20 protein-coding genes and 1 pseudogene are annotated in these 22,428 nt (G+C 62.7%); 7 read left to right on the top strand and 14 right to left on the bottom strand.

Annotated elements, in window-relative coordinates; all coding sequences use genetic code 11:
• Window positions 1-132 precede the first annotated feature (132 nt).
• From V1294_RS36555 to V1294_RS36540, 4 genes and pseudogenes are all read left to right on the top strand, one after another.
• Entirely contained in the window at window positions 133-810 is a 678-nt protein-coding gene (locus V1294_RS36555; RefSeq protein ID WP_334504115.1) for a hypothetical protein, read from the top strand.
• On the top strand, window positions 749-1,126 hold the full coding sequence (locus V1294_RS36550) for a hypothetical protein (RefSeq protein ID WP_334505019.1): 378 nt from the start codon (window positions 749-751) through the stop codon (window positions 1,124-1,126). Before V1294_RS36555 ends, V1294_RS36550 begins: the two co-directional genes overlap by 62 nt.
• A 14-nt stretch (window positions 1,127-1,140) precedes the next feature.
• Window positions 1,141-1,459 (top strand): annotated as a pseudogene (locus V1294_RS36545) (ABC transporter substrate-binding protein); the annotation flags it as partial.
• A gap of 506 nt (window positions 1,460-1,965) precedes the next feature.
• Window positions 1,966-2,787 (top strand): class I SAM-dependent methyltransferase, encoded by an 822-nt coding sequence (locus tag V1294_RS36540; protein ID WP_334504112.1) that lies wholly within the window; start codon window positions 1,966-1,968, stop codon window positions 2,785-2,787.
• Window positions 2,788-2,812: 25 nt separating this feature from the next.
• On the opposite strand, the gene V1294_RS36535 is transcribed toward V1294_RS36540, so the two are convergent.
• From V1294_RS36535 to V1294_RS36520, 4 genes are read right to left on the bottom strand one after another with little or no spacing between them, the layout of a single operon-like run.
• On the bottom strand, window positions 2,813-3,226 hold the full coding sequence (locus tag V1294_RS36535) for a hypothetical protein (protein ID WP_334504110.1): 414 nt from the start codon (window positions 3,224-3,226) through the stop codon (window positions 2,813-2,815).
• Entirely contained in the window at window positions 3,223-4,404 is a 1,182-nt protein-coding gene (locus V1294_RS36530; protein ID WP_334504107.1) for a glycosyltransferase family 4 protein, read from the bottom strand. Before V1294_RS36530 ends, V1294_RS36535 begins: the two co-directional genes overlap by 4 nt.
• Before the next feature lie 10 nt (window positions 4,405-4,414).
• Window positions 4,415-5,692, bottom strand: a complete 1,278-nt coding sequence (locus V1294_RS36525; RefSeq protein ID WP_334504105.1) for a glycosyltransferase — start codon at window positions 5,690-5,692, stop codon at window positions 4,415-4,417.
• Entirely contained in the window at window positions 5,689-6,483 is a 795-nt protein-coding gene (locus tag V1294_RS36520) for a WecB/TagA/CpsF family glycosyltransferase (protein ID WP_334485634.1), read from the bottom strand. Before V1294_RS36520 ends, V1294_RS36525 begins: the two co-directional genes overlap by 4 nt.
• Window positions 6,484-6,688: 205 nt before the next feature.
• Between V1294_RS36520 and V1294_RS36515 the strand changes: the two genes are divergently transcribed.
• Complete coding sequence (locus V1294_RS36515; protein WP_334504103.1) at window positions 6,689-7,789, top strand: endo-1,4-beta-xylanase; 1,101 nt, start codon at window positions 6,689-6,691, stop codon at window positions 7,787-7,789.
• A gap of 11 nt (window positions 7,790-7,800) precedes the next feature.
• Here V1294_RS36515 and V1294_RS36510 read toward each other — a convergent pair whose 3' ends face one another.
• The 10 genes from V1294_RS36510 to V1294_RS36465 form a co-directional block, all read right to left on the bottom strand.
• Complete coding sequence (locus tag V1294_RS36510; protein ID WP_334504102.1) at window positions 7,801-9,240, bottom strand: lipopolysaccharide biosynthesis protein; 1,440 nt, start codon at window positions 9,238-9,240, stop codon at window positions 7,801-7,803.
• Between the two features lies 1 nt (window position 9,241).
• Entirely contained in the window at window positions 9,242-10,294 is a 1,053-nt protein-coding gene (locus V1294_RS36505; RefSeq protein ID WP_334504101.1) for an acyltransferase, read from the bottom strand.
• Window positions 10,291-11,397, bottom strand: coding sequence for an acyltransferase family protein (locus V1294_RS36500; RefSeq protein WP_334504100.1), 1,107 nt, complete (start codon window positions 11,395-11,397; stop codon window positions 10,291-10,293). The genes V1294_RS36505 and V1294_RS36500 overlap by 4 nt, the downstream gene beginning before the upstream one ends.
• Window positions 11,398-11,438: 41 nt before the next feature.
• Window positions 11,439-12,473 (bottom strand): glycosyltransferase, encoded by a 1,035-nt coding sequence (locus tag V1294_RS36495; protein ID WP_334504098.1) that lies wholly within the window; start codon window positions 12,471-12,473, stop codon window positions 11,439-11,441.
• 18 nt (window positions 12,474-12,491) lie between these two features.
• A complete protein-coding gene (locus V1294_RS36490) occupies window positions 12,492-13,892 on the bottom strand; it encodes a VpsF family polysaccharide biosynthesis protein (protein ID WP_334504096.1) in 1,401 nt (466 codons plus the stop codon).
• Window positions 13,889-16,204 (bottom strand): AAA family ATPase, encoded by a 2,316-nt coding sequence (locus tag V1294_RS36485; protein WP_334485620.1) that lies wholly within the window; start codon window positions 16,202-16,204, stop codon window positions 13,889-13,891. Before V1294_RS36485 ends, V1294_RS36490 begins: the two co-directional genes overlap by 4 nt.
• Window positions 16,185-17,540, bottom strand: a complete 1,356-nt coding sequence (locus V1294_RS36480) for an outer membrane beta-barrel protein (RefSeq protein WP_334504094.1) — start codon at window positions 17,538-17,540, stop codon at window positions 16,185-16,187. The genes V1294_RS36485 and V1294_RS36480 overlap by 20 nt, the downstream gene beginning before the upstream one ends.
• A gap of 368 nt (window positions 17,541-17,908) precedes the next feature.
• Window positions 17,909-18,637 carry a polysaccharide biosynthesis/export family protein gene (locus tag V1294_RS36475; RefSeq protein WP_334504092.1) on the bottom strand — a complete coding sequence of 243 codons (729 nt, stop codon included), beginning with the start codon at window positions 18,635-18,637 and terminating at the stop codon, window positions 17,909-17,911.
• On the bottom strand, window positions 18,603-19,337 hold the full coding sequence (locus V1294_RS36470) for a metallophosphoesterase family protein (protein WP_334504090.1): 735 nt from the start codon (window positions 19,335-19,337) through the stop codon (window positions 18,603-18,605). Before V1294_RS36470 ends, V1294_RS36475 begins: the two co-directional genes overlap by 35 nt.
• A 68-nt stretch (window positions 19,338-19,405) precedes the next feature.
• On the bottom strand, window positions 19,406-19,549 hold the full coding sequence (locus V1294_RS36465) for a hypothetical protein (RefSeq protein ID WP_247781332.1): 144 nt from the start codon (window positions 19,547-19,549) through the stop codon (window positions 19,406-19,408).
• Between the two features lie 564 nt (window positions 19,550-20,113).
• On the opposite strand from V1294_RS36465, the gene V1294_RS36460 reads away from it, so the two are divergent.
• Both V1294_RS36460 and V1294_RS36455 read left to right on the top strand, forming a co-directional pair.
• Window positions 20,114-20,878 (top strand): sugar transferase, encoded by a 765-nt coding sequence (locus V1294_RS36460; protein ID WP_334485610.1) that lies wholly within the window; start codon window positions 20,114-20,116, stop codon window positions 20,876-20,878.
• Window positions 20,879-20,913: 35 nt separating this feature from the next.
• On the top strand, window positions 20,914-22,347 hold the full coding sequence (locus V1294_RS36455; RefSeq protein ID WP_334504972.1) for a mannose-1-phosphate guanylyltransferase/mannose-6-phosphate isomerase: 1,434 nt from the start codon (window positions 20,914-20,916) through the stop codon (window positions 22,345-22,347).
• Window positions 22,348-22,428: the final 81 nt, after the last annotated feature.

Below are 22,428 nucleotides of genomic sequence, written 5' to 3'. Positions count from 1 at the left end.
ATGGCAATAGGACACAACGTCGGGGTCATCGTCGCATCGCGTGCTCCCCGTACCGTTGAATTGACGGCCGGAAGCCGATACGTTCGCTCGGCCACAGATCGTACCATCTGTGCATGCACTGCGTGCCAACGCGTGGGGCTCAAGGTGGTCAGACGAACAACGATCGGCGCCGCAACGCGGACTGCGACGAAAGAGGTGTCGTACGCCACGGCCTACGAAGACTTCGTCATCGTCGCAAAGCGCAGGAACGCGCGCGAGATAGGCGTCCGGATCGACGCATCACCCGCCGGTCGCATGGCCGAGGGGGAGACTGTCGCGTTTCCCGTCGAGGAAGGCGTTGAGCTGCGTGCAAGCTTCTTCAGTGGGAGCGCGCGTGGCGGGCGCGCCGAGATCACGATCGACGAGGCCGTGGCGGTCGGAACACGGCTCGCCGATGTTCTTTTTCCGAAGACGGTGTTCCGCCTGTTCGCCGAGAGCCTCGGAAAAGTGGTGGGGCGGCCGAACACCGGCCTGCGTATCCGGCTCGACATGGATGCCTCGCTCGTGGATTTGCCGTGGGAGTATGTGCGCCGTCGCGACCGCGAAGGAGCCGGCCTGATGTCGGGCTTCTTGTTGCTCGATCCGTCGATCTCGATGGTACGACAACGCGGCGATGCGAACATTGCGATCGAACCGATCAAGGGGCGCCAAAGCCTGTCTTTCGTCGGCGCCATGCGCCAAGCTCTACGAGTCGCTGGCGGTCGGGCTCATGCTCGACGAGGCGGCGGGGCGCGCCCGGCTGCACATCATGGAATGGGGGCACAGTCGTAACCTCTTCGACTGGGGTCTCTACATGGTGTACATGCCCTCGCGCGAACCGAGGCTCTTCCAGCGCGCGACCACGCGCGCCGTCGCATCGCGACAGGAGCGTGCAGGCCGAACTCCAGGCGATCGTGCCGAATTTCCAGTCCGTTCCGGTGGTGCCTTTGATCAACCGGAACGGCAAGGAGTATGCGCTCTTTACCAGCCTGCAGATCTACAGGAACGTTGTCAGTCCCACGTGCGCTATCGCGATCTGGACGACTTGCTGGAGAAAATCGACCTGCAGGTCGTGCCTCTGGCGGAGAAGAAACGCTCAAGGATCTAGGCCGCGAGCGTCGGACCAGGAAGCTGGTCGAGAGCGACGAAGTCGCGTTTCTGTTCGGGCCCCTGGGCACGCCCGGCATCAGCGCAACGATCAAATACGTCAACGCCAAAAAAAGTCCCGCATCTCCTTGTCGTCAGCGGCGTCACGAAATTCACGAACTTCGCCGAATGTCCGATGACCACCACCGGCCTGCCCAGTTACCGGACGGAGGGCACGATCTATGCGCGATACATTACGCGGACCGCGCCCACCGCCAAGATTGCCATCCTCTACCAGAACGACGATCTGGGTAAGGATTTCGTCGCCGCCCTCAAGGAACACCTGAAGGGCGACAGGAGTTGCTCAGGGCCGGTAATTGTCAAATCCACAATCGTTGCGTCATGAACGCCGGGTTAGGCCGGCTGAGGCCGATGTCGCGATCCGGCTGGCCACGCGGAGCAAGCCCGCTGGAAGGCGTTTCGAGAAATCCTAAAATTTTGTTCGAAACAATGGGGCGGCTTCGTGCGTTGTGTTCGCGCAAGCCCTCTTGGCAGCGTCGAGCGGGATCTTCCTGCGACATCCAGATTGTCACCATCCGAATTGTTCCCGGTCCGGCATTGTTGCGCTGTCGGTGCATTCGAAATAGCATCGATTGCGAACAGGCGTGGGCAGGGCAGTAGAAATGACATACGAGGCCTTCTTTGCAGTCTTCTGCCGTCGATCACTCGGTAGCGAATACGGAACCTGCGCACTGGAAAATGCGTCTTCGCTGCCCTCGCTGTTCGTCGGCGCTGCGGAACGCGTGGTCACAGCCGTCATGTTCCAACCGTGCCTGCGATTATAGCAGGGCAGGGTTTCCCATGATCGGCACCCAGCCGGTGCTGATGGATTTTGCAGCCAGCATTTTTGAGCGCCGAATGTACGACGCCGAGAACGGCTCGGCGCTGCAGCGGGATGTCAGCCGCCGTTCCATGGGGTCGCGGCTGCATCGCCTTACCTTCGGGGGCAATCCGGTGGCGGTTTCCAACAGCACGAAATTCATCGATCTGTTGAAGCGGGAGTCGAGGCGGCCGATCGTGCTCGTGATCGGCGGCGGGACGATTGGTTTGGGCGCGGACGAACTCTACCGGGACGATTCCATCGAGCTCGTCGGCACCGATGTCTACGCCTCGCCGCATACCGTGCTGGTGGCGGACGCTCACAAATTGCCGTTCGAGGACGGCGTGTTCGATGGCGTCTGGGTGCAGGCGGTGCTGGAACATGTGCTCGAACCCGCCACCGTCGTTGCCGAGCTGCATCGCGTGCTCCGGCTGGACGGCCTGGTCTATGCGGAGACACCGTTCATGCAGCAGGTGCATGAGCAGGCCTATGACTTCTCGCGTTTCACGCAGAGCGGTCACCGCTGGTTGTTCAGGCGATTTTCCGAAATCAGCGCCGGGCCGGTCGGTGGCGCCGGCGTGGCGCTGGCATGGTCGATCCGTTATTTCTCGCGCGCGCTCGGCGCGGGTAACAAGCTGTCACGCCTGATCGTGCTGCCCTTCTTCTGGATCAGGTATCTCGATGCGTTGGGCCGCGGCCGGGCCGCAGCCGACGCTGCCAGCGGCTTCTTTTTTCTCGGGCGCAGGGCCGAGCAGGCGATGGATCCGCACGCCATGCCGGAATACTACAACCGGCAAAAGTGAGGTTTTGAGAGGCGGCGCGCGGGCGTTACGAAAGGCCCTTGATCTTCTTGCACGGCGTCGACGAGGTCGACGACATCCGTGCGACGTCGGTCACGGAACGGATGGTGAGCTTTTCCTTAGCCGTGATGAAGCGCAGCACGCCGTGCGGATGAGCGTCGCAGAACTGCGCAAGCGTGGCGGCCGTCGCCGCAACGCTGTCCTGCTTGGGGACCACAGCGATGCCGCCATCCCTCAGGATATACGCATCCTTCACGTTGGGCATGGCTGATGTCGCGATGCAGGTCTTGAACAGGTCGTTATAGGCCTGCGGCGTCAGTGACAGGTCACCGCCGGGAGTGCCCAGGAGATACTCGCGGCTCTTGCGGCAGTTCTCGCTATCCGCCCGCGCCGTACCGGTCGCGAGCGCGAGCAGCATCGTGGTCGCGACCAACAGCTTCATGCCACTGTTCCGATGGCGCGGTCCGCGGTTGCCCGCTTGCCGGCATAGGCCAGGCCATAGGTTGTCGCCGCGCAGCGTTCCCATGAAAGGGCGCGGGCATGGGCGGAGGCGCCCGCCGCGAGAATGGCGCGCAGGCCCCGGTCGGCTGCCAGTTCCGCGATCGCCAGCGAGATGCTCTCCACCGATGGCGGCACGAGAATTCCGGTCTCGTCGGCGAGCACGGCATCGGGCACCCCGCCGACCTCGGTCGCGACGCTCGGCAGGCCGGCGGCTCCGGCCTCGAGATAGACCAGTCCAAATCCCTCCACCCGGCCGGTCGTATCAGGCAGTCCCGTCAGGCAGAAGAAATCCGAAGCCGCGTAGAGATCGCGGATCGCTTCATTCGGCTGCGGGCCGAGGAAACGAATGTCGCAGGCCGCCTGACCGGCAGCCCGTCGCAGTTCATCGACATAATCGGCTTCGCCGTCCGGTCCGATCACAAGCCACGTGATGCGCTGGCGCAGATTGTCCGGAAGCTGCGACAGCGCAGCGAGCGTCAGATGAAGCCCCTTGCGGCGCGTGATTCGCGCCACCGTGATCATCACCAGGCGGTCCTCCGGCAGCCGATAGGCAAGGCGAATCTCGCGGCGTTTCCTTGGCGCGCCGAACCAGAATTCCGATACGCCAAGATTGATCGCGCTGATCCTGGCGGGATCGACGGTGAACCGCTCGCGGAACAGCGTCTCGGTGAATCGGCTGTTGGCGACCACCTCCGTGCGCGGCCCGAACACGCCGGCGCTGCGAATGGCGATGCGCTTCAGCGGCGTCTGCGCTTCATTGATCTCGGTGCCATGCACCGTCATCAATACCCGCGCCGAGGTTCGCCACCTCGAAAGCGCGACCGGAATGAAGAACGGCCAATCGGCCGCGTGGACCACGTCGTATCGATCGCCGCGAACGCCGCGGCGCGCCAGCATGATCTTGCGCGGCAGGTCGCGCATGGAGTGGAGCCCGCCGCGAAACCGAGCGACTTCGAAGGGCAGGGCCCGGTCGTCGTCGCAGGTCTGCCGCGCGTAGTCGGGTGCCACGACAGTGACCTTGGCGCCGAGCCGGCTGGCGGCCGCGGCGATTTCGCGGGCGTAGGTCCCAATGCCTCCCATCGCGGGAGCGAACTCGCTGGTCAACAGAAGGATGTTCAACCCGGCGCCCTCAATAGGTCGGCGCCGCGGCGGCAAGGCCGCGCGCATCCTGAATTTCCTGGTGATAGCGATACACCCGCGCGAGCTGGGTGCCAGGGGTGAACGCCCTGATGGAATCGGCGATGTGTACCGGATTCATCGCGCCCGCCTCGATGCCAGTCCTGACATCGACAAACCGCTGCGCGAGCGCATCCACCATGTCGTCTCGACTGCCGTCGCGCGCCACCAGATAGCCGCTGACGCCAGGGCGGATCACGGATTCGAGCTGCGGCAGGTGCATGGCGACGACGGGCCGGCCAACCGCCAGGGTTTCCAGCACGCAACGCGGCATGCCTTCGAATTCGGATGTCAGGATGCCGGCATGGGCGCTCGCCAGCGTCTCCGCCATGCCCGCGGCATCCTTGAAGCCGTGGCGCACGGTGATGTCTTCGATGGCTGCGAATTCCTCGAACCGGTGCGGGTCGCTGGTGCCTATGTAGTGAAACCTGACATCGCCGTTCAATCGCTGCCGCAGGCGATCGATGGTGCGAAACATCAGCGGCGGATCCTTGAACTCATCGAGCCGGCCGGCGAACACGATCTGGAACGGTGAAGAGTCCAGCGGCCAAAGTTGCGGCTTGAAGATATCCGTATTGACCCATGTCCAGAGCGTGTCGATCTTGTCCTTGCGGCGCGGATAGGTCTGCTGCAGCCGCTCGGTGATGAACGGATTGACGCAAAGGAACTTCTCGCTCATGGCGACGGCGAACCGCTCGCCGGTATTGTGGACGAAGGCGTATTTCCGCAGCAGCGAATCCATCTGCAATTTCGGTGCACCTTCGCCGTGAAGCATCTGAACGAAGGGAAGCCGCAGGATCGCCGGCAGCCACGAAAATTCAACGCGCCGCAGATCGACCGAGCATCGCCTGGCGCGGATCAACCGTGCGATCGGGCCGAAGTGGCGGAGCAGCGCCATGAAGAATTGGCCGGTCAGCGAGGTGCGGATGCTGCGGGCCGCTTCGCGCGCCTGCTGGTCCGAATAATGCAGGATGGGCAGGAAGTCGAAGCCGCGGCCGCGGAACGTCAGCCGGTGAAGCTTTCCCAACTCCAGATCGCCCGTCGAGTCGACGCCGATGAAGAGGATGTCGGTGTCAACGGGATGAAACGTGATGAAGTCGCGGATGTAGGTTTCGAGGCCGCCGACCTTTTGGCCGCGCGGGTCGAACGGATGGATCAGGCAGATCTGGTAACGCGGCTTGATCGGGTTGGCATTTCGCGCGCGTAGCGCCAGGGTCAATGTTGAAGTCATGCCGCTTTCCTCATGCGTGCCTGGACGATTTGCGGAATGGTTCGCGCAACGAGGCGCGGAACAACGCTCATGCATTTGACATAGCGGGGGCCGAGCCGCCGCGGCTCGCGCAGCATGCGCCACGCCCATTCAAGCCCCGTCTTGCGCGCGATGGACGGCGCGCGGCTCTGTGTGCCGGCAATGAAATCGAGCGCGGCGCCGATGCACAACACGCCGGTTCCGTTCAACTCGTCGAGGCATCGCGCGGCGAACAGCTCCTGCCGTGGCGCACCCAGCGCCACGAAGCAGAGCCTGGCGCCGGAGTCGCGAATACGTTCGATCGCCGCATCGGCTTCGCTGGAATAGGGATCGAACCCCGGTCCCGGCGCAAGGCAGCCTGCAATCTGCAATCCCCTGAATCGTTCCGAGAGACGTCGCGCCGTCGCGTTCAGCGTGAGATCGTTCGCGCCCAGCAGAAAGACCGGGAGGCCTTTCTTTCGCGCTTCCGCGCAGACCGGCTCGACGAGATCGGCGCCGGTCGTCCGCTCGATGCGCGTTCCCATGAGACGGCTCAGCACGACGATCGGGAACCCATCGGCTGTGACAAATCGGGCACGGCGATAGGCGGCGCGAAAGTTCGCGTGTTGCTGCAATTGAACAACGTGATCGAGATTGAGCGTACAGACGCTGAAGGTGTCGCCATGTTGCGCAGCCGACACGATCGACGAAACCGCCGCGGGGAGCGATGGAACATTGATGGTGATGCCATCGACGGTGAGACTCGGCTGCAACGATATTGGCGGTTCCGACATGTCGATCCCCTGATGATGATTTGATCGAGAGACGCATTCACGCTGAACTATCGACATGCCCGCTGCTTCGTGACGGGAACTGTGTGTCGAAAATTTTCTCAACCGGCATCGTCACGAAATCGAACTAATGCGACGCAACGATGGCGATGTCGCGATGCGAAGTGCGAGACATGGCGGCGAATCATTCACGTGATGGAGATCAGCTATGCAGCAGTGGTCGAGGCGAAATGCGCTCGCTCTTATCGCAGGAGCAAGCGTTGCGTCGTACGAGAAGGGAGCATTCGCGGCGCAGCCCACGCAGAGTCTCGGCGCCATCGCCGCCCGTAACGGGATCGTGTTCGGCGCAGCTGCAGGCCCTGTCATCGACAAGGATCATGCCTATCGCGAGCTCTATCAGACGCAGACGCGGATCGTTACGACTGACATTGCGATGAAGATGGGAACCATCGCGCCGCAGCCGGGGCCGAAGCGGTTCGAGAGCGCGGACCGTCTGCTGCAATTCTGTGCAAGTAACAACATTCCGATGCGGGGCCATTGCCTGATCTGGAACGAATGGGTTCCGCAATGGATCAGGAACATGAGCGGGGCCGAGCGCGAGAAGTTCTTCGATTCCTATATCGAGGAAGTGGCTGCCCGTTATGTCGGCAAACTGCATTCATGGGATGTCGTCAACGAACCGTTCTGGCCCGGGCACAAGGCGCCCGGCGGTTACAGGCTCGGTCCATGGTACGACACGTTCGGCACAGGATACGTGCGCCGCGCATTCGAGCGCGTGGCGATGGTCGACCGGAAGACCAAACTGGTTCTGAACGAAGCACAGAGCGAGCGCGACGATGAGGTCGGCCTCACGGTACGCAAGGGATTGCTGCAGCTGGTGGACGAATTGAAGCATGCCGGCGTGCCGCTGCATGCCGTCGGTCTGCAAAGCCACCTGCAGCCCCGCTACCCGCACGACCCCGGACGCTTCGCCGAATTTCTTCATGCCTTGGCCGAACGTGGCGTCGAGATCTACCTGACTGAATTCGACGTGCGCGACGACACGTTTCCGGATGACATCGCGACGCGCGATGCCATGATCGCCGATACGGCCGAGAAGTACCTGAATAACGTGCTGCGCGTTCCGGCAGTCAAGGTGGTGATCGCGTGGGAACTTGCCGACAACTACTCGTTCTATACCGACGCGGCGAAGAAGAAGGACCCCCTCGCGCAACGGCTGCCTCGGCCGCTGCCGTTCGATTCATCGATGCAGAAGAAGCCGCTCTGGTTCGCGATGGCGCGCGCGTTCGAGAATACAAGGAAATCGTAGGTCGAGATCACTCACGCTCCCGAATGTTGGGGGCGCGGGCGGAGTATTCGCACCAGCGTCGGTGCGTAGAGCAGGGCGAGCGCGCCGAAATAGACGGCGGCGCCGGCCGTGACATGTGCCGCCAGCACGGCAATGGTGCGGGCTTCCGGGAAGATCCGCAGCAACGCCGCCATCGCGATCGTGGCCAAAGCGATGCGCACGAGATGGCCGACCGGAAGCCGCAGGCCAAACCGGGTAAACCCGATCGAGAAGCTGACACTTGCCGCGGCCAGCGCCGCCAGCACGGTGGCGCCGGCTACTCCTGTGAGTCCCCAGCGCGGCAGGAACAGGGCGCTCAGCACTACGGTTGTCGAGGCGTCGATCGCCGCAATTCCCATCATCCAGCGCGTGCGATTCTGCAGGAGAAACACCTGGTCGCCGAAATGGGCGCGCAGGTTGCGGATCGCGCCGGCAAGCGTGGAGAGCGGCAGCACGGCGAGCGTCACCGCCTGGAACGGAACCGCGATCAACAGATGCACGATCTCCGCTCTCAGCATGAAGATGCCGGCGAGGCTCGGCGCCAGGATGGCGACCAGGAGCGCGCTGTTGGCGGCAAGCTGGCGCATGCCGGCCTGGCTGCCCTCCTGTTCCATGCTCTTGACCGCCAGCGGAAACGCGGCGGCTGTCACCAGCATGGCCGCGACCGCCGCGGCGCGCTGGCCGAGGCCGTAACCGACCGCGAACAGCCCGGCCGCGGCCACGCCCGACATCTGGTTGACGATGAAGCGCGACGCGTTGAGGCCGACCCAGCCGAGCGCGCCGCCGACGATCAGTGGAATGCCGTAGCGCAGCGCGTGCGTGACGATCTCCCGGTCGATCGGCCAAAGGCGGTAGCCGCAGCGCAGCGTCGGCATCACGATCAGCGCCGCGGTCAGTTGCGCCGCCGCGTATCCCGCAAGCGGCCACTCCGCCGATTGGCCGAACAATTTGATCAGCACCAGGCCGAGGACAAATCCGACCGACGGCCCGAATACCTGCTGGATCGTGTAGACCCGGATCTGCTGCTGCGCGCGGGCGCGCTCGCCGATATAGAGATTGAGGGATCGGGTAATCACATAGGCGACGGCGGCAAGGAGGAGGTCCGTTCTGGCGCCGGGCGCAATCACCAGAAGCAGAATTCCAATGACGGCCGCGCTCTGCAACGTAACGGATGCGAGCAGGACCGCGTTTTCGGTACGGTAGAAGCGCGGCGCGTCGTTGGCGTCCTGATAGCGTCCGAGGAAACGCAGCGCATATTGCGACCACCAGGCGAGGAAGCCGATCTGCAGCAATTCGTGCGTGGCTGTGATCAGCGTGATGACGCCGAGCGTGTGCTCATCGACGACATGCGTCCACACGATCATCGCCACAAGCTGGAACAGCGGCCCGACGAATTGCGCAGGCAGATAGAGCAGGGTGTGTTTTAAGAGCATCTCAGGCCCCCAGCCAGCGGCAGAGTCGGGCGGAGGCGAACTGCCGGACGGCCAGCAGCGCGGCGGCGCTGAGGAGGATGGCCAAGCCGCCGCAAACGGCGAAGCTGGCGATGCCGCCGAGCTGATGCAGCGTGGTGTGATCGCGCAGCAGCATGACGATGAAGATGTGCCAGAGATAGATGAAATAGCTGCCCGAGCCGAACCATCCAAGCAGCGGCGAGCTTGGCTGGACGGCGAGCAGTGCAACGCAGAACAGCGCTGCATAGAGGAAGAAGGCGGTCGAATCGTAGGTGGCGGCGTCGCCGAGGCCGAGAATGCGCACGGCGGCATAGAACATGTAGGCCGCCAGCGTGGCGCCAGGCAGCGCGCGGCGCATGTTGTGGTCGCTCAGGTCTGCGAACATCGCGGTCAGCGCGCCGAGCGCGGCAAACGAGAACCAGAACGGAATGTCGCGCATGCGGACTTCGTCGAGCAGTGCGTCCGAGGCGCCCAACCTCGACATAGCAGGATCAATATAGCTGCCTGCGAGCAGACCGCAGCCGATCGAGAGGATCAGCAGCGCCGCAATCCGTTTTCTTGCAGGCTGTTCGGTGCCGCTAACCGCGAAGACGAGCCATAGGCCAAACGTGCAGCAGACATAGACGAAGACGTAATAGTAGACGAAGACGTACCCCAGGGTGAACCGCGCCAGCGTCGTGCCGAGGCGATGGTCCATCGCCGGATTATGCAGCGCCATGTAGGCATAGGCGGCGACGAACGCGATCGCGTAGGGAATCAAGGCCGCCTTTAACCGTTTCGCGAGCGGCACGCGGCCGGAGAGCGTCGTCAGATAACCGGAGGTGAACAGGAACACCGGCACGCAGGGCCGCAGCGCCGCGTCGAGCGATTTTGCCCAGATGGCATCGAGCGGCTGCGGCAGCGAATGAATTCCGATCACCATCAGTATCGCGACGCCGCGCATGGCGTCGATGACGCCGTCTCGGCTTCGGGTCGGCGCCTGTGCGACGCTCAGGGATCCCGCGTTTGCCGGTATGCGCTCCACGACCGTCATCATGCACCCTCCTGCCGCGAGATCGCGGGAGACGGTTCGGGCCTGATGGCGCGGCGGTCGTAGGCCTCGGTCAGATATCGCCGCAGCGGCGTTTCAAACGCGCGCAATGAGACGATGCTCGCGAATGCAAGAACGACGATCGCCACCGGCGCAAGTATCAAGCGTTCATGAGGCGACAGCGAAAGCAGCCGCGACCCGAAGGTGATGATGACGGTCGCAACCGGAATATGCAGCATGTAGCAGGAATAGGTCAGCGGCGACCAGCGATCGAAGCGGAGCCGCGACAGCAGCGTCTCGCGTCCCGCGCAATCGGCCTGGATGGCAAGCATCGCGATGGCATAGATCGCCAGCAGGGCAGTCATCGTCGGCAGCAGGGAACCGAGCACAATAAACGCCGCCAGCGATGCGGCCAGCGCGCCAGGAATTGTGGGCCAGCGCGCGATCCGGTCGCGGAACAGATAGCAGGCCATGCCGAGGTTGAAGGCAGGCAGCGCCCTGAAGGCGCCGCCCTGGTTGATCCAGTCGGCCCACGCCGCCATTCCTGCTGCCCACGCCCAAAGGGAGTTGGCGAGCGCGGCGAGAGCCACGAGCGCAATGACCGTCTCCTTGCGGCGTTGCGCGATCAGCGCGACGGCCGGGAAAAGCAGATAGCAGAACATTTCCGCCGACAGCGACCAACTCGGGAAGTTGAACGTCAGGCGCTCGCCGATGAAGGCGTGAAGCAGCAGGAACTGTGCGGGCAGGTCGGAAAGCGGGTAACGGGCGGGGTTGTCGGTCCGGGCGGCGCCGAAATGAAGCGCGCCGGCAAGCGCTATATAGAAGGCAAGCGTGGCGAGGTGCAGTGGATAGATGCGGGCGAGGCGACGCCAGAGGAAGCGGCCGATCGATGCGGCGTCGTTGACGCGGCCGAAATACTGCCGGGCGATGACAAAGCCGGAGACGACAAAGAACAGGTCCACGAACAGGTTGAAATGCCAGGTGCGCGCGACCATGAATTGGCCGACGCCCGCGTCCTTGAAGTAATCGGAATAGTGAAGGATCACCACGGCGCTGGCCGCAATGATGCGCAACCCGTCCTGATGCCTTGTGGCGCTGGTGTCATGCAAGGCTGCGGTACTCCGGACCTGAATTTCCTGGAACGCGAGTGTCAGGCGGCAAGGCTGGCGATCAGGCTGATGACCGTGTCGCGGTCGCCGCGCGCCAGATCGTTCCAGCGCGCCAGATTCCGCACCGCCAGCGCCACGTATCGGGCACGCCAGTCTTCGTTCGACAGGGCAGCCGCGATTCGCGCGGCCGCGCTGGAAGGATCGGCGGGATCGACATGGATGCCGGACTCGCCGAGCACCTCGCGGAAAATGGCGGCGTCGGGGGCGATGATCGGCAGGCCGGCGTATTGCGCCTCCAGCAGCGGCAGTCCCAGCCCTTCGTCATGGGAGGTGCAGATGAACAGGTCGGCGGCGTCAAGCAACTGATTGACCCGTTCAGCGGACTGATATCCGTGCAGCGTGACGCCCGGTTGGCTCTCAAGCGCTTGCCAGTCGTCGCCCCATCCCGGTCTGCCGACGATGTCCAGCGCCGCTTCCGGAAATCCCTGCACGCGCAGCGCACCGAGGATTTTCGCCGCGGCCCTGAAATTCTTGCGCGGCTCCACCGTGCCCAGCGCGATCAGCCGAAGCGGTTGCGGCTGCGCACTGCGTTCGCCGCGTTGTCCGGTGTCGAGGCCGAACACGTTGCGGACCGAAGGCCGATAGAGCGTCACCTCGGCATCTGGCCGGCAATGCGCGGCAAGTTTGCGTCTTGTGTCGCCGGAATTTGCCAGAAAGCGCGGGTAGTGGCGCAACGCGAGCTTGAAGGGCCCGGCCATATAGAGCCGCGCCCGCATATTGAGCTCGGCGCGCCGCGTGATCAGAAAGTCATCGTGGATATAGGGCAGCACCCGCGATGCGAACGGCCGTAGCAGCGGACTGGGCGGAAAGCCGGGGCATAGCAGGATGGAGGACGAAGCGGCGAGCCGCATCGGCAATCCCAGGGTCTGCGTCGTCACCATCTGGCGGAGACCCTGCGCCCTCACCGGAACGACGTCGAGCGGCGCCAGCGCGGCCTCGGAGAACAGCTCGAGCGTGATGCGTTCGAGACCGGTGACGTGACGTCCGAGATGGGTGTTGTCGACATAGATGGTCATGCGAAAGGGAATCCCGAGTTATGCCGGAACGGACCGGTAGCTGATGGGGGTGCGGACTTGCGCGGGCGCGGCGCCGCGCCGCGGCTCGCGCGGCAGCAAGACCGAAATGAGGATCACGAACTGCGCGAGTTGAATGTTCTTCGACGAGAAGCTCACCGAACTGGCGGCGATGATGACGATCAGCAGCACGATCGCCCATGCCGCGGGGTTCGAGCGGCGCAGCAACTCGACGAAGAAACAGACCAGTCCGACCGTCAGCAGGATGGTGTGGACGAGCCCGAACTGGACGACGGAGGCAATCCAGAAGTTTTCGATGCCGTAGTTGAGGCCGAGCTGCGACTGCAGCGCATTCACCCGAACCGGGTTGGGGCCGAGGATCAGTTCATGCCAGTCGAAATGCGAGAGCAGGCTGAAGGTGGCATAGCGCGCCAGCGTGCTGCCCTTGTCGGAAGAGAAGCGCAGCAGCATTTTGTCGAAAATGCCGAGGTCGAGCGCGGCGAATACGATGGCGCCTGCGGCAAACAGCACGCAGATTGCCAGTATTGCCGCGGGAAGCGGCATTCGCCTTCCCCGCATCAGGCGGAACGCCTCAAAGGCCCCGAGCAGCCCGATCATCGCCAGCACGGTGACCAGCGACGTTCTGCCACCAAAGGCCATCAGCGATCCGAGGCTGAATGCGATCAGCGGCAGCCGCAGCAGGATCGGCGGACAAATCGCCGGACGAAGCACCAGCGCCAGAACATAGGCGCCGACAACGCCGGATGCCGTGAGCGGGTGGCCCAGCAGCGCCGCGGAGCGCCATTCCCCCACCACCACGACGTCGCCGAGCGTCAACGGGATCAGCCGATGGCCGGAGAAATACTCATAGTAGCCGATCACGACGTTCAGCAGGATGGTGAAATGAACGGCCCAGGCCAGCGAATGTTTTCGCGACGCTGACAGTTGCCACATCACCATCGCGATCAGGATCGGCAGCAGAAACGTGTCGATGATGACCGTGAACGGGCGTTCGAGCACGAACACCTGGATCAAGAGAAACAGCCAGCAGAGCAGATACGCCAGCAGCAGTTTCGATTCGGAAAACATCCGGTTGATCTCGCCGACCGGGCCGCGGCTGCGCAGCAACAGCAGAGAGAATGCAAGCAAGCTGAAATAGGTTGCGGGGTGCAGTTTTTCGTAAAAATTGCCGCCTGCCGTCAAATAGTGGATTTTCCAGTTGGTCAGAACGGAGGAGGAGAGCGTGAACGTTGCAATCACGGCCAGCAGCAACAGGCCGGCTGCGATCCGTTCGATGAATGCGTCGGCATTCGCCATGCGCCCATGCGCATAGGAAGCCGGCCGCACTGCCGGTGACGCAAGGGGGCGGCGATGCACCTGTGCGATGCCGGCCGGTCCGTGCAACGGTCCACGCACTCTCACCGCGCCGCTCCGGCATGGAGGCTCGCGGCGCCGTATGGCTTGAGATAGGCCGAGCTGCGGTAATAGTCGTAGAACTGCAGGCGGCTGAGATCCACTCGTGTGAGCACCGTCCCCATGATCCGGTCGCTGACCGGGGACAGCAAGTCCATGGCATGGGACAGCACTTCGCCGGGGGTCTGGTCCCATGCCAGCGCCAGGATGATGCGATCTGCGAGTTCGGCGAGCGCGCGGCCATCGACCAAAGGCACCAGCGGCGGCGAGTCGATCACGATCAATTCGTAGCGGTGACGGAAGTGATCGAGAACGTCGACGATCCGGTCGGAGAACATCAACTCCGTGATGTATTCGACTTCCTTGATCCTGGTCGACGGCAGAATCGAAAGCCCGGTGCTGTGATCCACCAGAATGGCCTGTTCAGGCGCGGTCTGGCCGATTGCGACTTCGAGCAGCCCCGCGTCAGCGCGCGGACAGAGTGCGCGGGTCACTTGCGGGTTGCGGAGGTCGCCATCAATCAGGAGCGTTCGGATGCCGAGCATGGCCAGCGACTGCGCCAGGTTGATGGCCAGCGTGGTCTTGCCTTCGCTGTCGAGCGCGGAGGTGACCTGTACGACCTTTACCGGCTGCGATCGCATCGTCCGTTGCAGCGCAAGGCGAACGGCACGGATCGCTTCCGCGAAGAACGTGCCGGGCTCGTCGATTGCGTAGCGCGTCAAGGGTGGCTGTAGCGGCGCCGGCAGCAACTTCGTGCTCTTCGGATCGTAGCGGCCGAGTTCGTTGCGTCCGCGCCGGGCGAGGCGGGCGAGCTCGCGCGCGCCGACTAATGGAACCGCCGCAAGCACGGGCACGCCCGATATGGCTTCGGCCTGTTCGAGCGTCTTGACGCGGCCGTCGAGATAGTCGACGAGGAACGCCAGCACGCTGCCGGCGCCGAGCCCGAGCATCACCGCAAGACCCAGGATCAGCATCGTCTTGGGAGACGACGGCCTGATCGGAATGCTGGCCTTGGTCACGATCCGGGAATCCGGCATCTCAAGGCTCTCTTGCGCCGTCGTTTCCTTGGACCGCGCCAGATAGGATTCATACTGAGTGCGGTTGGCCTCGGCCTCGCGCTGCAGTTCGCGCAAGCGCACCTGCGCTTGCCCTGAGGAAGTGGACACGCCCTGAAGCTTGTCGAGGCTTTGCTGCAGCGACGTCTCGCGGGAACGCGCCACGTCGTAGTCGTGCTTGGTGCTCTCCAGTATCCGCCGGATTTCCTCGTTGATCAGTCTTTGGGTATCGCGCCGCTGCGCCCGCACATTGGCGACGAGGGGGTGACGCGCGCCGTATTTGCTCGACAAATCAGCTTCGTTCTTGGCGATGTCGGCATATTGCGTGCGCAGTTTGGTGATCATTTCCGAGGAAATGGCCGCGTTGATGCCGCCGGGATCGCCGCCGGATTTCGCGATGTCCTGGATCTGCTCGTACTTGGCCCGCGCCTCCGCGGTTTGCGCGCGCGCGGCGATCAGCTTGCCGTTGAGGTCGGTGATCTGCTGGTCGTTGAGCGTGACGCCCTGCGACACCATCAGATTATTGGCGGAACGATAATCCTCGACCGCCTTTTCGGAGGCGACAACCTTCGACTTCAACTCGTCGATCTGGCTGTTGAGCCAGGTGGCGGCAATGCGCGTCGCATCGTATTTGGCGCGTACCTGTTCGTTGAAATACGCATCCGCAATCGCGTTGGCGATGGTCGCGGCCTTCTGCGGCGATTGAGAACTGACGGCGACGTCGACGAGGAAAGTGGTGCCCTGCCGCGTCACTTTCATCCGCTTCTGAAGGATATCGACCGATCGCGACCTGGCGGCGTCCTCCGGGCTGGCTCCGTCGCTCGGCCCGCTGCTGCGGAATAGCCCCTTGATCGGATCGAGCAGGCCGGGCTTCGGTGTGAATTCCTCATCTTCGGTTAGCTTCAGCTTGTCAACGACGCGTGTCAGAATCGCGACCGACTGGATCAGCAGCGTCTGGCTTTCGATCGTTGCATCATCCGTGCCGAAGTTTGACAGCACGGACTGGTTGGTCTCGACGACATTGGCACGGCGCGGATCGACCAGCACGGTCGATGTCGCTGTATAGAGAGTGGTGGCGAACATCAAATAGGTCAGCGCCAGCCCGAGCAGCGCCAAGGCCGGCAGCGCCAGCAGCCGGTAGCGACGGCGCAGGATGCGGCCCATCTCGCGCAGATCGACGGTCGGATACTGCCAGCTTTCCGCGGCGGGGCGGGCAGGAGGTTCGTCGGGGATCACATAGGGCAGGTCAGAATTGCGCTGTAACATTCATTCCTACCAGGTGTTTGTCGAAGGTGAAGACGGGAATGTCGCTGTCGCGCTTGGTGTAGCGGTAGTAGGCGGAAACGGCCGCGAAACGATTGACGAGGTATTTGACGCGGGTGTCTGATGTCAGCACGTTGTCCTTGCGGAGCTGACCGAAGAACTTGTCGTTCTCGTAACCGCCGGCGAGCGAGACGATGATGTTGCGCCGCAGCTCGTAATCGAGGCCGAGCTGCACCGCGTTCGCGAGCACGCCGGTGGCGCTGGTGTCGGTGGTCTGCGTGACAAGCTGTTCGGCGTTGAAGTGCACGTCGAGCAGGCGCGTCGGCCGCCATGTCAGTCGTGCGCGGTAGGAAGGGCCTTCGATGTTGCCGATCGACGGGTCGTCGAAGCGCTGCTGAACATAGCCGGCGCCGAATTCGCCGGTCACCAGATTGCTTAAGCCGACCGTGATGCCGGTCAGCGCGCGATAGCCTTGCGAGTCCAGTGTATGGCCCGGAGTTCCCCTGATGTCGCGCTGATTGCCTTCTACGCCACCGAACCAGCCGAGGGTGGAAGAGATCGCATAGTCGATCCGGCTGTGCAGCGCGTAGACCTGCCCATCGCGGGCGTCCTGGTTGATGACGGTGCCGTCCTGCGCGCGCGTCGATCCGTAGTCGTAGGAATCGGTGCGGAAGCCGACCGATGTCGTCAGCCGGTTGAACTCCTTGCGCAGCGTGACGTCGCCGGACATCAAATTGTATGGCGTCGGCGATATGGCGTTGGCGGGGGAAGTGAGCGTGCCGACGCCTTCGTTCAGATGTGCGATCTGAAAGCTGCCGAGCAGCATCGTGTCGTTCGTGATGTCCAGCCAACCGTTGCCCTTCAGGCTGGCGTTGGTCTGGTTCAGGCTCGAAAACTGGTTATAGGTCGTCGACTGCGCGTCCAGTTTCAGGTCCAGGCCATGCCGTCCCCATAATGAGTGCGCACGCAGCGTCGGCTCGATCACCGCCGCGATGTCGGAACGCGGCGCGGTGTTCGAAGCAAAGATGTTGCTGTCGTAAAAAGTTCCGGCGGTCAGCGACGGGTTGAACATCCAGGAACCGGAGCGAATGCCGACGGGTTCATAGCCAGGCTGTTGTCGCTTCTTCACCGGCATGTCTTCGGGCGGGATCTCTTCGCGATTGTTCGGATCGGTCCGGTCCGGCAGCGATGACGGCTCAAAGATCTTCTGTGCGTTCCAGGGGGAGGCGAATTCTCCGCTGGTCCACGGAATGGCCTGGGCATTCGCCGACGATCCAAGACCGAGCAGGATGACAGCCGCCGGGGCGGGCAACAGGCTGAAGCGGCATCGGCCGGGCACGCGTATGGAGCGGAATCGTTCTCCGCTTCCTTCGGATGCATTCAGCGATGCAACTGTTAACTCGAATCCCATCACCGATCCCTTGCGGGAACACGAAGGCGGCGAACACTTAACGGGCGAAGCCCATCGCTCAGAAAATGATCGTCGACTGCGCATAAGAAAGGCATGCCTCATACTCGGTACACGGGCGCAAGGTCTTTGAATTGTGAGATTGAAGTGATGCGCTCGCTTGCAACGCGCCTTGCCGGAAAAAGTTTTCCTCGCGCCGCAAAAATATTTCGCAATGCAAAACGCTTGTGACGACAACGCAACACACACGTCGTCATCCGCACGCAAGCGGCATGCATCTCATCTGCGGTTCCGCGACGCTAGAAGTAGCGTTCCGGAATCCGAATGTTGTCGCCCGGGAAAACCGGAACAGGAGCATTGAGAGGCAAGATCTCTTCAGCACTGGCGCCTGAGCGGCGCAGAAAGACCTTGTTCTCATTGGCCCGGTACGTGAACCCGCCGGCGCTTGCGACCGCGTCCATCACCGTCAACCCATGACGATACGGGTATTCGCCGCTCTTCTTCACTTCGCCGAGGATGTAATACGGGCGATACTGCGCGATCTCGACGTTCACGCGCGGATCGCGCACGATTCCCTTGGCAAGCGCGGATGCGATCGATTTCTCGAGCTGCCGCGTCGTGGCGCCCGCAGCCTTTATATGGCCCGCGAGTGGAATCGAGACCTGACCGGTGTTGTCGATCTCATATTCGCCGGTGATGTCGCTCTCGCCGTAGACCTTCAGCCTGATTCGATCGTTCGGGCCAAGGATGTAACTTTCCGCAGACGCTGCGGATGGAGGCGTCTGTGCTGAAGCATGAACCGAAAGGCCGGCACTGATGCCGGCGATCGCAAAGACGAAAAGAAGTAAGTGAAGCGTCAGGCCGGCGCTGGGCGACCGTTGCTGCATGGCTGCATCTCCGTGAATGCACGTACAGCCGTCGATCATTGAGAAGAAAAAAAGGCGAAAGAATGTGATGCGCGAGTTCCACTGATCAGGAGCACACGTTCGCACTTCACAAAAAGAGGATCGTCGATCCTTCGATCGCAATGCAGGTCAGGGTTCCTGTTCGCCACGCAGCGGTGTCGATATTGATCCGGTTGGAACGGATGTCGGGATGCGGCACCGGCGTATGGCCGTGCACGACGAATCGTTCGTGGTTCCGCGTGCAGTCGAGAAACTCATCTCGAATCCAGATCAGATCGTTGGGATCCTGATCATCGAGTGGAACGTCCGGACGAATGCCGGCGTGAACGAACAGAAAATCTCCGCAGCTGAACTGGTTACGCAAGCACTGCATGACCAGTTCGTGTTCACGCGGGAACGCATCGAGAAAGCGGCGATGCAGATCGTTCGCCGGCTCGGTTCCGTTGCGCAGCTCGACACCATAGGACGCAAGCGTCTGCATGCCGCCCAGTTGCTGCCAATATTGGAGGATGGCCGGGTCCTGAAGGAATCCTTCCATCACAGCCTCGTGGTTGCCGCGCAGGCACACCGCGCGATTGGCGACGAGTCGAACCGCGAGCAAATCCATCACCGTCCTGGAGTGCGGTCCGCGGTCGATGTAGTCGCCGAGATAGACCTCGACCGTATGCGCGACCGGTCGGCGCCGGATGTCGTCATCGATGCGCGCCGTGATTTCGCTCAGCAGGTCGGCCCGGCCGTGGATGTCACCGACCGCATAGATGCGTGTAGCGGCGGGCGCCGAAGCGTTAACGGAGCGCGAGGGTGCCGCGGACATCTGGTGCATGGTGTGCGATGTCGATCATGGAACCGGGTGGCGGTCAATCCATCACGCCGTACGCCGAGGCGAGGTGTCTAAAAAAAGAGCAGAGCGATCAAGATAACGATCGCCACCCACGCTATCACATTCCCGATGATGATTCGGTTCCTGAGCTTACGGTCAGGCAGCACTCTGTCGTGCGGCACCAGCGCGCGGCTGTGCAGACGTTCGGCCATCATGGGCGCCTCCCCGGAAGCGTTCCGCGAGGTGGACGGCTCGCGAATCGCTGCCGTCTCTGTTTTTTCTTCGAAGCCTGGCGATCATCGCACCAGCTCGTGCGCTTCAGTCTCCGTCTGTCGTCAGGCTGTGGTGGATCGCTAGCTTTCGATGAACGATCTCGTTCAAGACAACGGCGTGACGGCCATTTGTTGCCCTTATAGCGACGCTGCATTGTTCAATTTTATGTCGAGAATCGAACAGACGATTTTGTTCCGCGATTTTCGAATATGCATAGCTGCGTCGAGTCACACGCAGCCCGTTAACCGGGCAAATCGAAACTAAGCGCTTCCGAACAAACCGGAATATCGCGTCGCACAAATCACGGTAAAGATTCCGTTGCGTTGTTCCACGCGACATTTTCGCTTTCGCGCCAAATTTCGCTCAAGATTGTGGAAAGTCTTACCGACCGGCGAGCGTTCGCGCTCGCGGAAGGTGCTGGCGTTCGCTGCTGCGAAGTCGTCACGCGCGGTGCCGAGCGACTCTAATCGCTCGATCACAGTCCGGTTTCAGCAGAGAGGAGAGTCATGACCTCGATCGTGACAGCCAACTTCGATCGGAACAACGTCACGCCGATTCGGAGAGAGCGGACTCAGATTTCGGTCCGTCCTGTCGAGTTTGCCGGCGGCGGTACGCATCGTGCGTATCGAGGCCGCCGGCGGTCGCGCCGTGCCGCGCGGACTGAGCCGTCGTCGTCGATCGCAAAGCGCGTCTTCGATATCGCCGCGGCAGGCGGCGCATTGCTGTTTTTCGCGCCTCTCCTGATTGCGATTGCCGTGGCGATCAAGACGACGTCGCCGGGCCCGGTGCTGTTCTTTCAATACCGCTACGGCTATCGGAACCGCCGCTTCAAGATCTATAAGTTCCGCACCATGCGTAACGATGCCGGTGATGTGCGCGGCGTAAGGCAGACGGTCCAGGGCGATGCGCGCGTGACGCCGGTGGGGCGAATTCTGCGCAAGACCAGCCTCGACGAGATTCCGCAACTGATCAACGTGATCAAGGGCGACATGTCGCTGGTCGGGCCGCGGCCGCACGTTCCGGGAATGCTGGCCGCGGATCTGCCCTACGAAGACCTCGTGCCATATTATTTTCAGCGCCATACGGCGCGGCCCGGCATTACCGGGCTCGCGCAGGTCAGCGGCTGCAGGGGCAGCACGGCCGAGTTCGGGCCTGCGGTCTCGCGGATTGATTACGACCTGCATTACATCGAGCAGTGGTCACTGCGTATGGACGTCATGATCATCATCCGCACCATCCGCAAGGAATTCCTGTCGGGAAGCGGATTCTGACCAACGTCAAGACATCGAAGGACCATGCCATGGCGATGATCGAGCCGCGCGGCCGTATCGTACCCGTTCTCCTGTCAGGTGGCGCCGGCTCGCGGCTGTGGCCGCTGTCGCGCGAGACCTACCCCAAGCAATTGCTTTCGCTGCTTGGCGAGAACACCCTGCTGCAGCAAACGGCGCTGCGGGTCGATGATCGCTCGCTATTTACCGAGCCGATGGTGATCGCCAACGCCGAGCATCGCTTTGCGATCGGCGAACAATTACGCGCGGTCGGCGTCGATCGTCCGACCATCGTGCTCGAACCGTTCGGAAGAAACACCGCGCCTGCGGTCGCGATTGCAGCGCTGCTCGCCAGTGAAAGCGATCCTGACGCCGTGATACTGGCGATGCCGGTGGATCACTGGGTGCGCGATCACGCCGCGTTTCGCGCCGCCATATCGGCGGGCGTCACGGCCGCGCGATACGGCCGATTCGTCCTGTTCGGCGTCCGGCCCTCATCGGCGGCGACCGGCTTCGGCTATATCCGGATGGGCGACGAGTGGGAGGCCGCTTCGTCGATTCGCAGTGTGGCCAGCTTCGTCGAGAAGCCGGATCTGGTGACGGTGGAGCGCCTGCTGGCCTGCGACCAGCATGTCTGGAACAGCGGCATATTTCTGCTGCCGGCCCGCCAGTTCATCGACGAGTTGGCGCAACGGGCGCCGGACGTGCTCGCCGCCTGCCGCAAGGCGTTGACCGGCGCGACCCGCGATCTCGATTTTCTTCGCCTCGAGGAACGGGCCTTCGAGGCCTGCCCGGCCATCTCGATGGACTACGCGATCATGGAAAAGACCGACAATGCCGTGGTCGTGCCCGCGACGTTCGACTGGAGCGATGTCGGAAGCTGGTCGGCCTTGTGGTCGATGGCGGAAAAGGATCCGTCGGGCAATGTGGTGATTGGCGATGCGGTGATGGAAGACACCTCGGGTTGCTATGTCCGCGGCGATGGGCCGCTGGTCGCGGCGCTCGGGGTCGAGGATCTCGTCATCGCGACCTCGCCCGATGTGGTGCTGGTGACCAGCCGCAAGCGCGACCAGGATGTTGGAAAGCTGGTCGAGCGCCTGAAGGCAAACGGCCACCGGTCGGCGACCCAGACTCACAGCGTCCATCGTCCCTGGGGCTACTATCAGTCGATCCATTCAGGCGACCGGTTCCAGGTCAAGCGGATCACCGTCAATCCCGGCGCCAAGCTGTCGCTGCAGAAACATTATCACCGCGCCGAGCATTGGGTCGTGGTGAACGGCACCGCGATCGTCACGCGCGACGACGAGGAAATCCTCTTGCGCGAGAACGAGTCGATCTTCGTGCCCTTGGGATGCATGCATCGTCTGGAAAATCCCGGCAAGGTTCCGCTCAATCTGATCGAAGTCCAGTCGGGCGCCTATCTCGGCGAGGACGATATCGTTCGCGTGCAGGATATCTATGACCGTGTCTGAGGTGCGGCTGGGTGGGAGGCAGCATCCGCATCGAGGACGACGCACGCCGCGGCGAATTCTGTGCGTGCGACACCAAGGGAG

The sequence above is a fragment of the Bradyrhizobium sp. AZCC 1678 genome, assembly GCF_036924765.1.
GTDB lineage: Bacteria > Pseudomonadota > Alphaproteobacteria > Rhizobiales > Xanthobacteraceae > Bradyrhizobium > Bradyrhizobium algeriense.
The sequence above is the reverse complement of the archived record's forward strand: the minus strand, read 5'-3'. Positions and strand labels throughout refer to the sequence as shown.

Coding starts and splice junctions, on each gene's coding strand:
- V1294_RS36550 (WP_334505019.1), top strand. CDS start 749: ATGCTCGACGAGGCGGCGGGGCGCGCCCGGCTGCACATCATGGAATGG.
- V1294_RS36540 (WP_334504112.1), top strand. CDS start 1,966: ATGATCGGCACCCAGCCGGTGCTGATGGATTTTGCAGCCAGCATTTTT.
- V1294_RS36535 (WP_334504110.1), bottom strand. CDS start 3,226: ATGAAGCTGTTGGTCGCGACCACGATGCTGCTCGCGCTCGCGACCGGT.
- V1294_RS36525 (WP_334504105.1), bottom strand. CDS start 5,692: ATGACTTCAACATTGACCCTGGCGCTACGCGCGCGAAATGCCAACCCG.
- V1294_RS36520 (WP_334485634.1), bottom strand. CDS start 6,483: ATGTCGGAACCGCCAATATCGTTGCAGCCGAGTCTCACCGTCGATGGC.
- V1294_RS36515 (WP_334504103.1), top strand. CDS start 6,689: ATGCAGCAGTGGTCGAGGCGAAATGCGCTCGCTCTTATCGCAGGAGCA.
- V1294_RS36510 (WP_334504102.1), bottom strand. CDS start 9,240: ATGCTCTTAAAACACACCCTGCTCTATCTGCCTGCGCAATTCGTCGGG.
- V1294_RS36505 (WP_334504101.1), bottom strand. CDS start 10,294: ATGATGACGGTCGTGGAGCGCATACCGGCAAACGCGGGATCCCTGAGC.
- V1294_RS36495 (WP_334504098.1), bottom strand. CDS start 12,473: ATGACCATCTATGTCGACAACACCCATCTCGGACGTCACGTCACCGGT.
- V1294_RS36485 (WP_334485620.1), bottom strand. CDS start 16,204: ATGTTACAGCGCAATTCTGACCTGCCCTATGTGATCCCCGACGAACCT.
- V1294_RS36470 (WP_334504090.1), bottom strand. CDS start 19,337: ATGCACCAGATGTCCGCGGCACCCTCGCGCTCCGTTAACGCTTCGGCG.
- V1294_RS36465 (WP_247781332.1), bottom strand. CDS start 19,549: ATGATGGCCGAACGTCTGCACAGCCGCGCGCTGGTGCCGCACGACAGA.
- V1294_RS36460 (WP_334485610.1), top strand. CDS start 20,114: ATGACCTCGATCGTGACAGCCAACTTCGATCGGAACAACGTCACGCCG.
- V1294_RS36455 (WP_334504972.1), top strand. CDS start 20,914: ATGATCGAGCCGCGCGGCCGTATCGTACCCGTTCTCCTGTCAGGTGGC.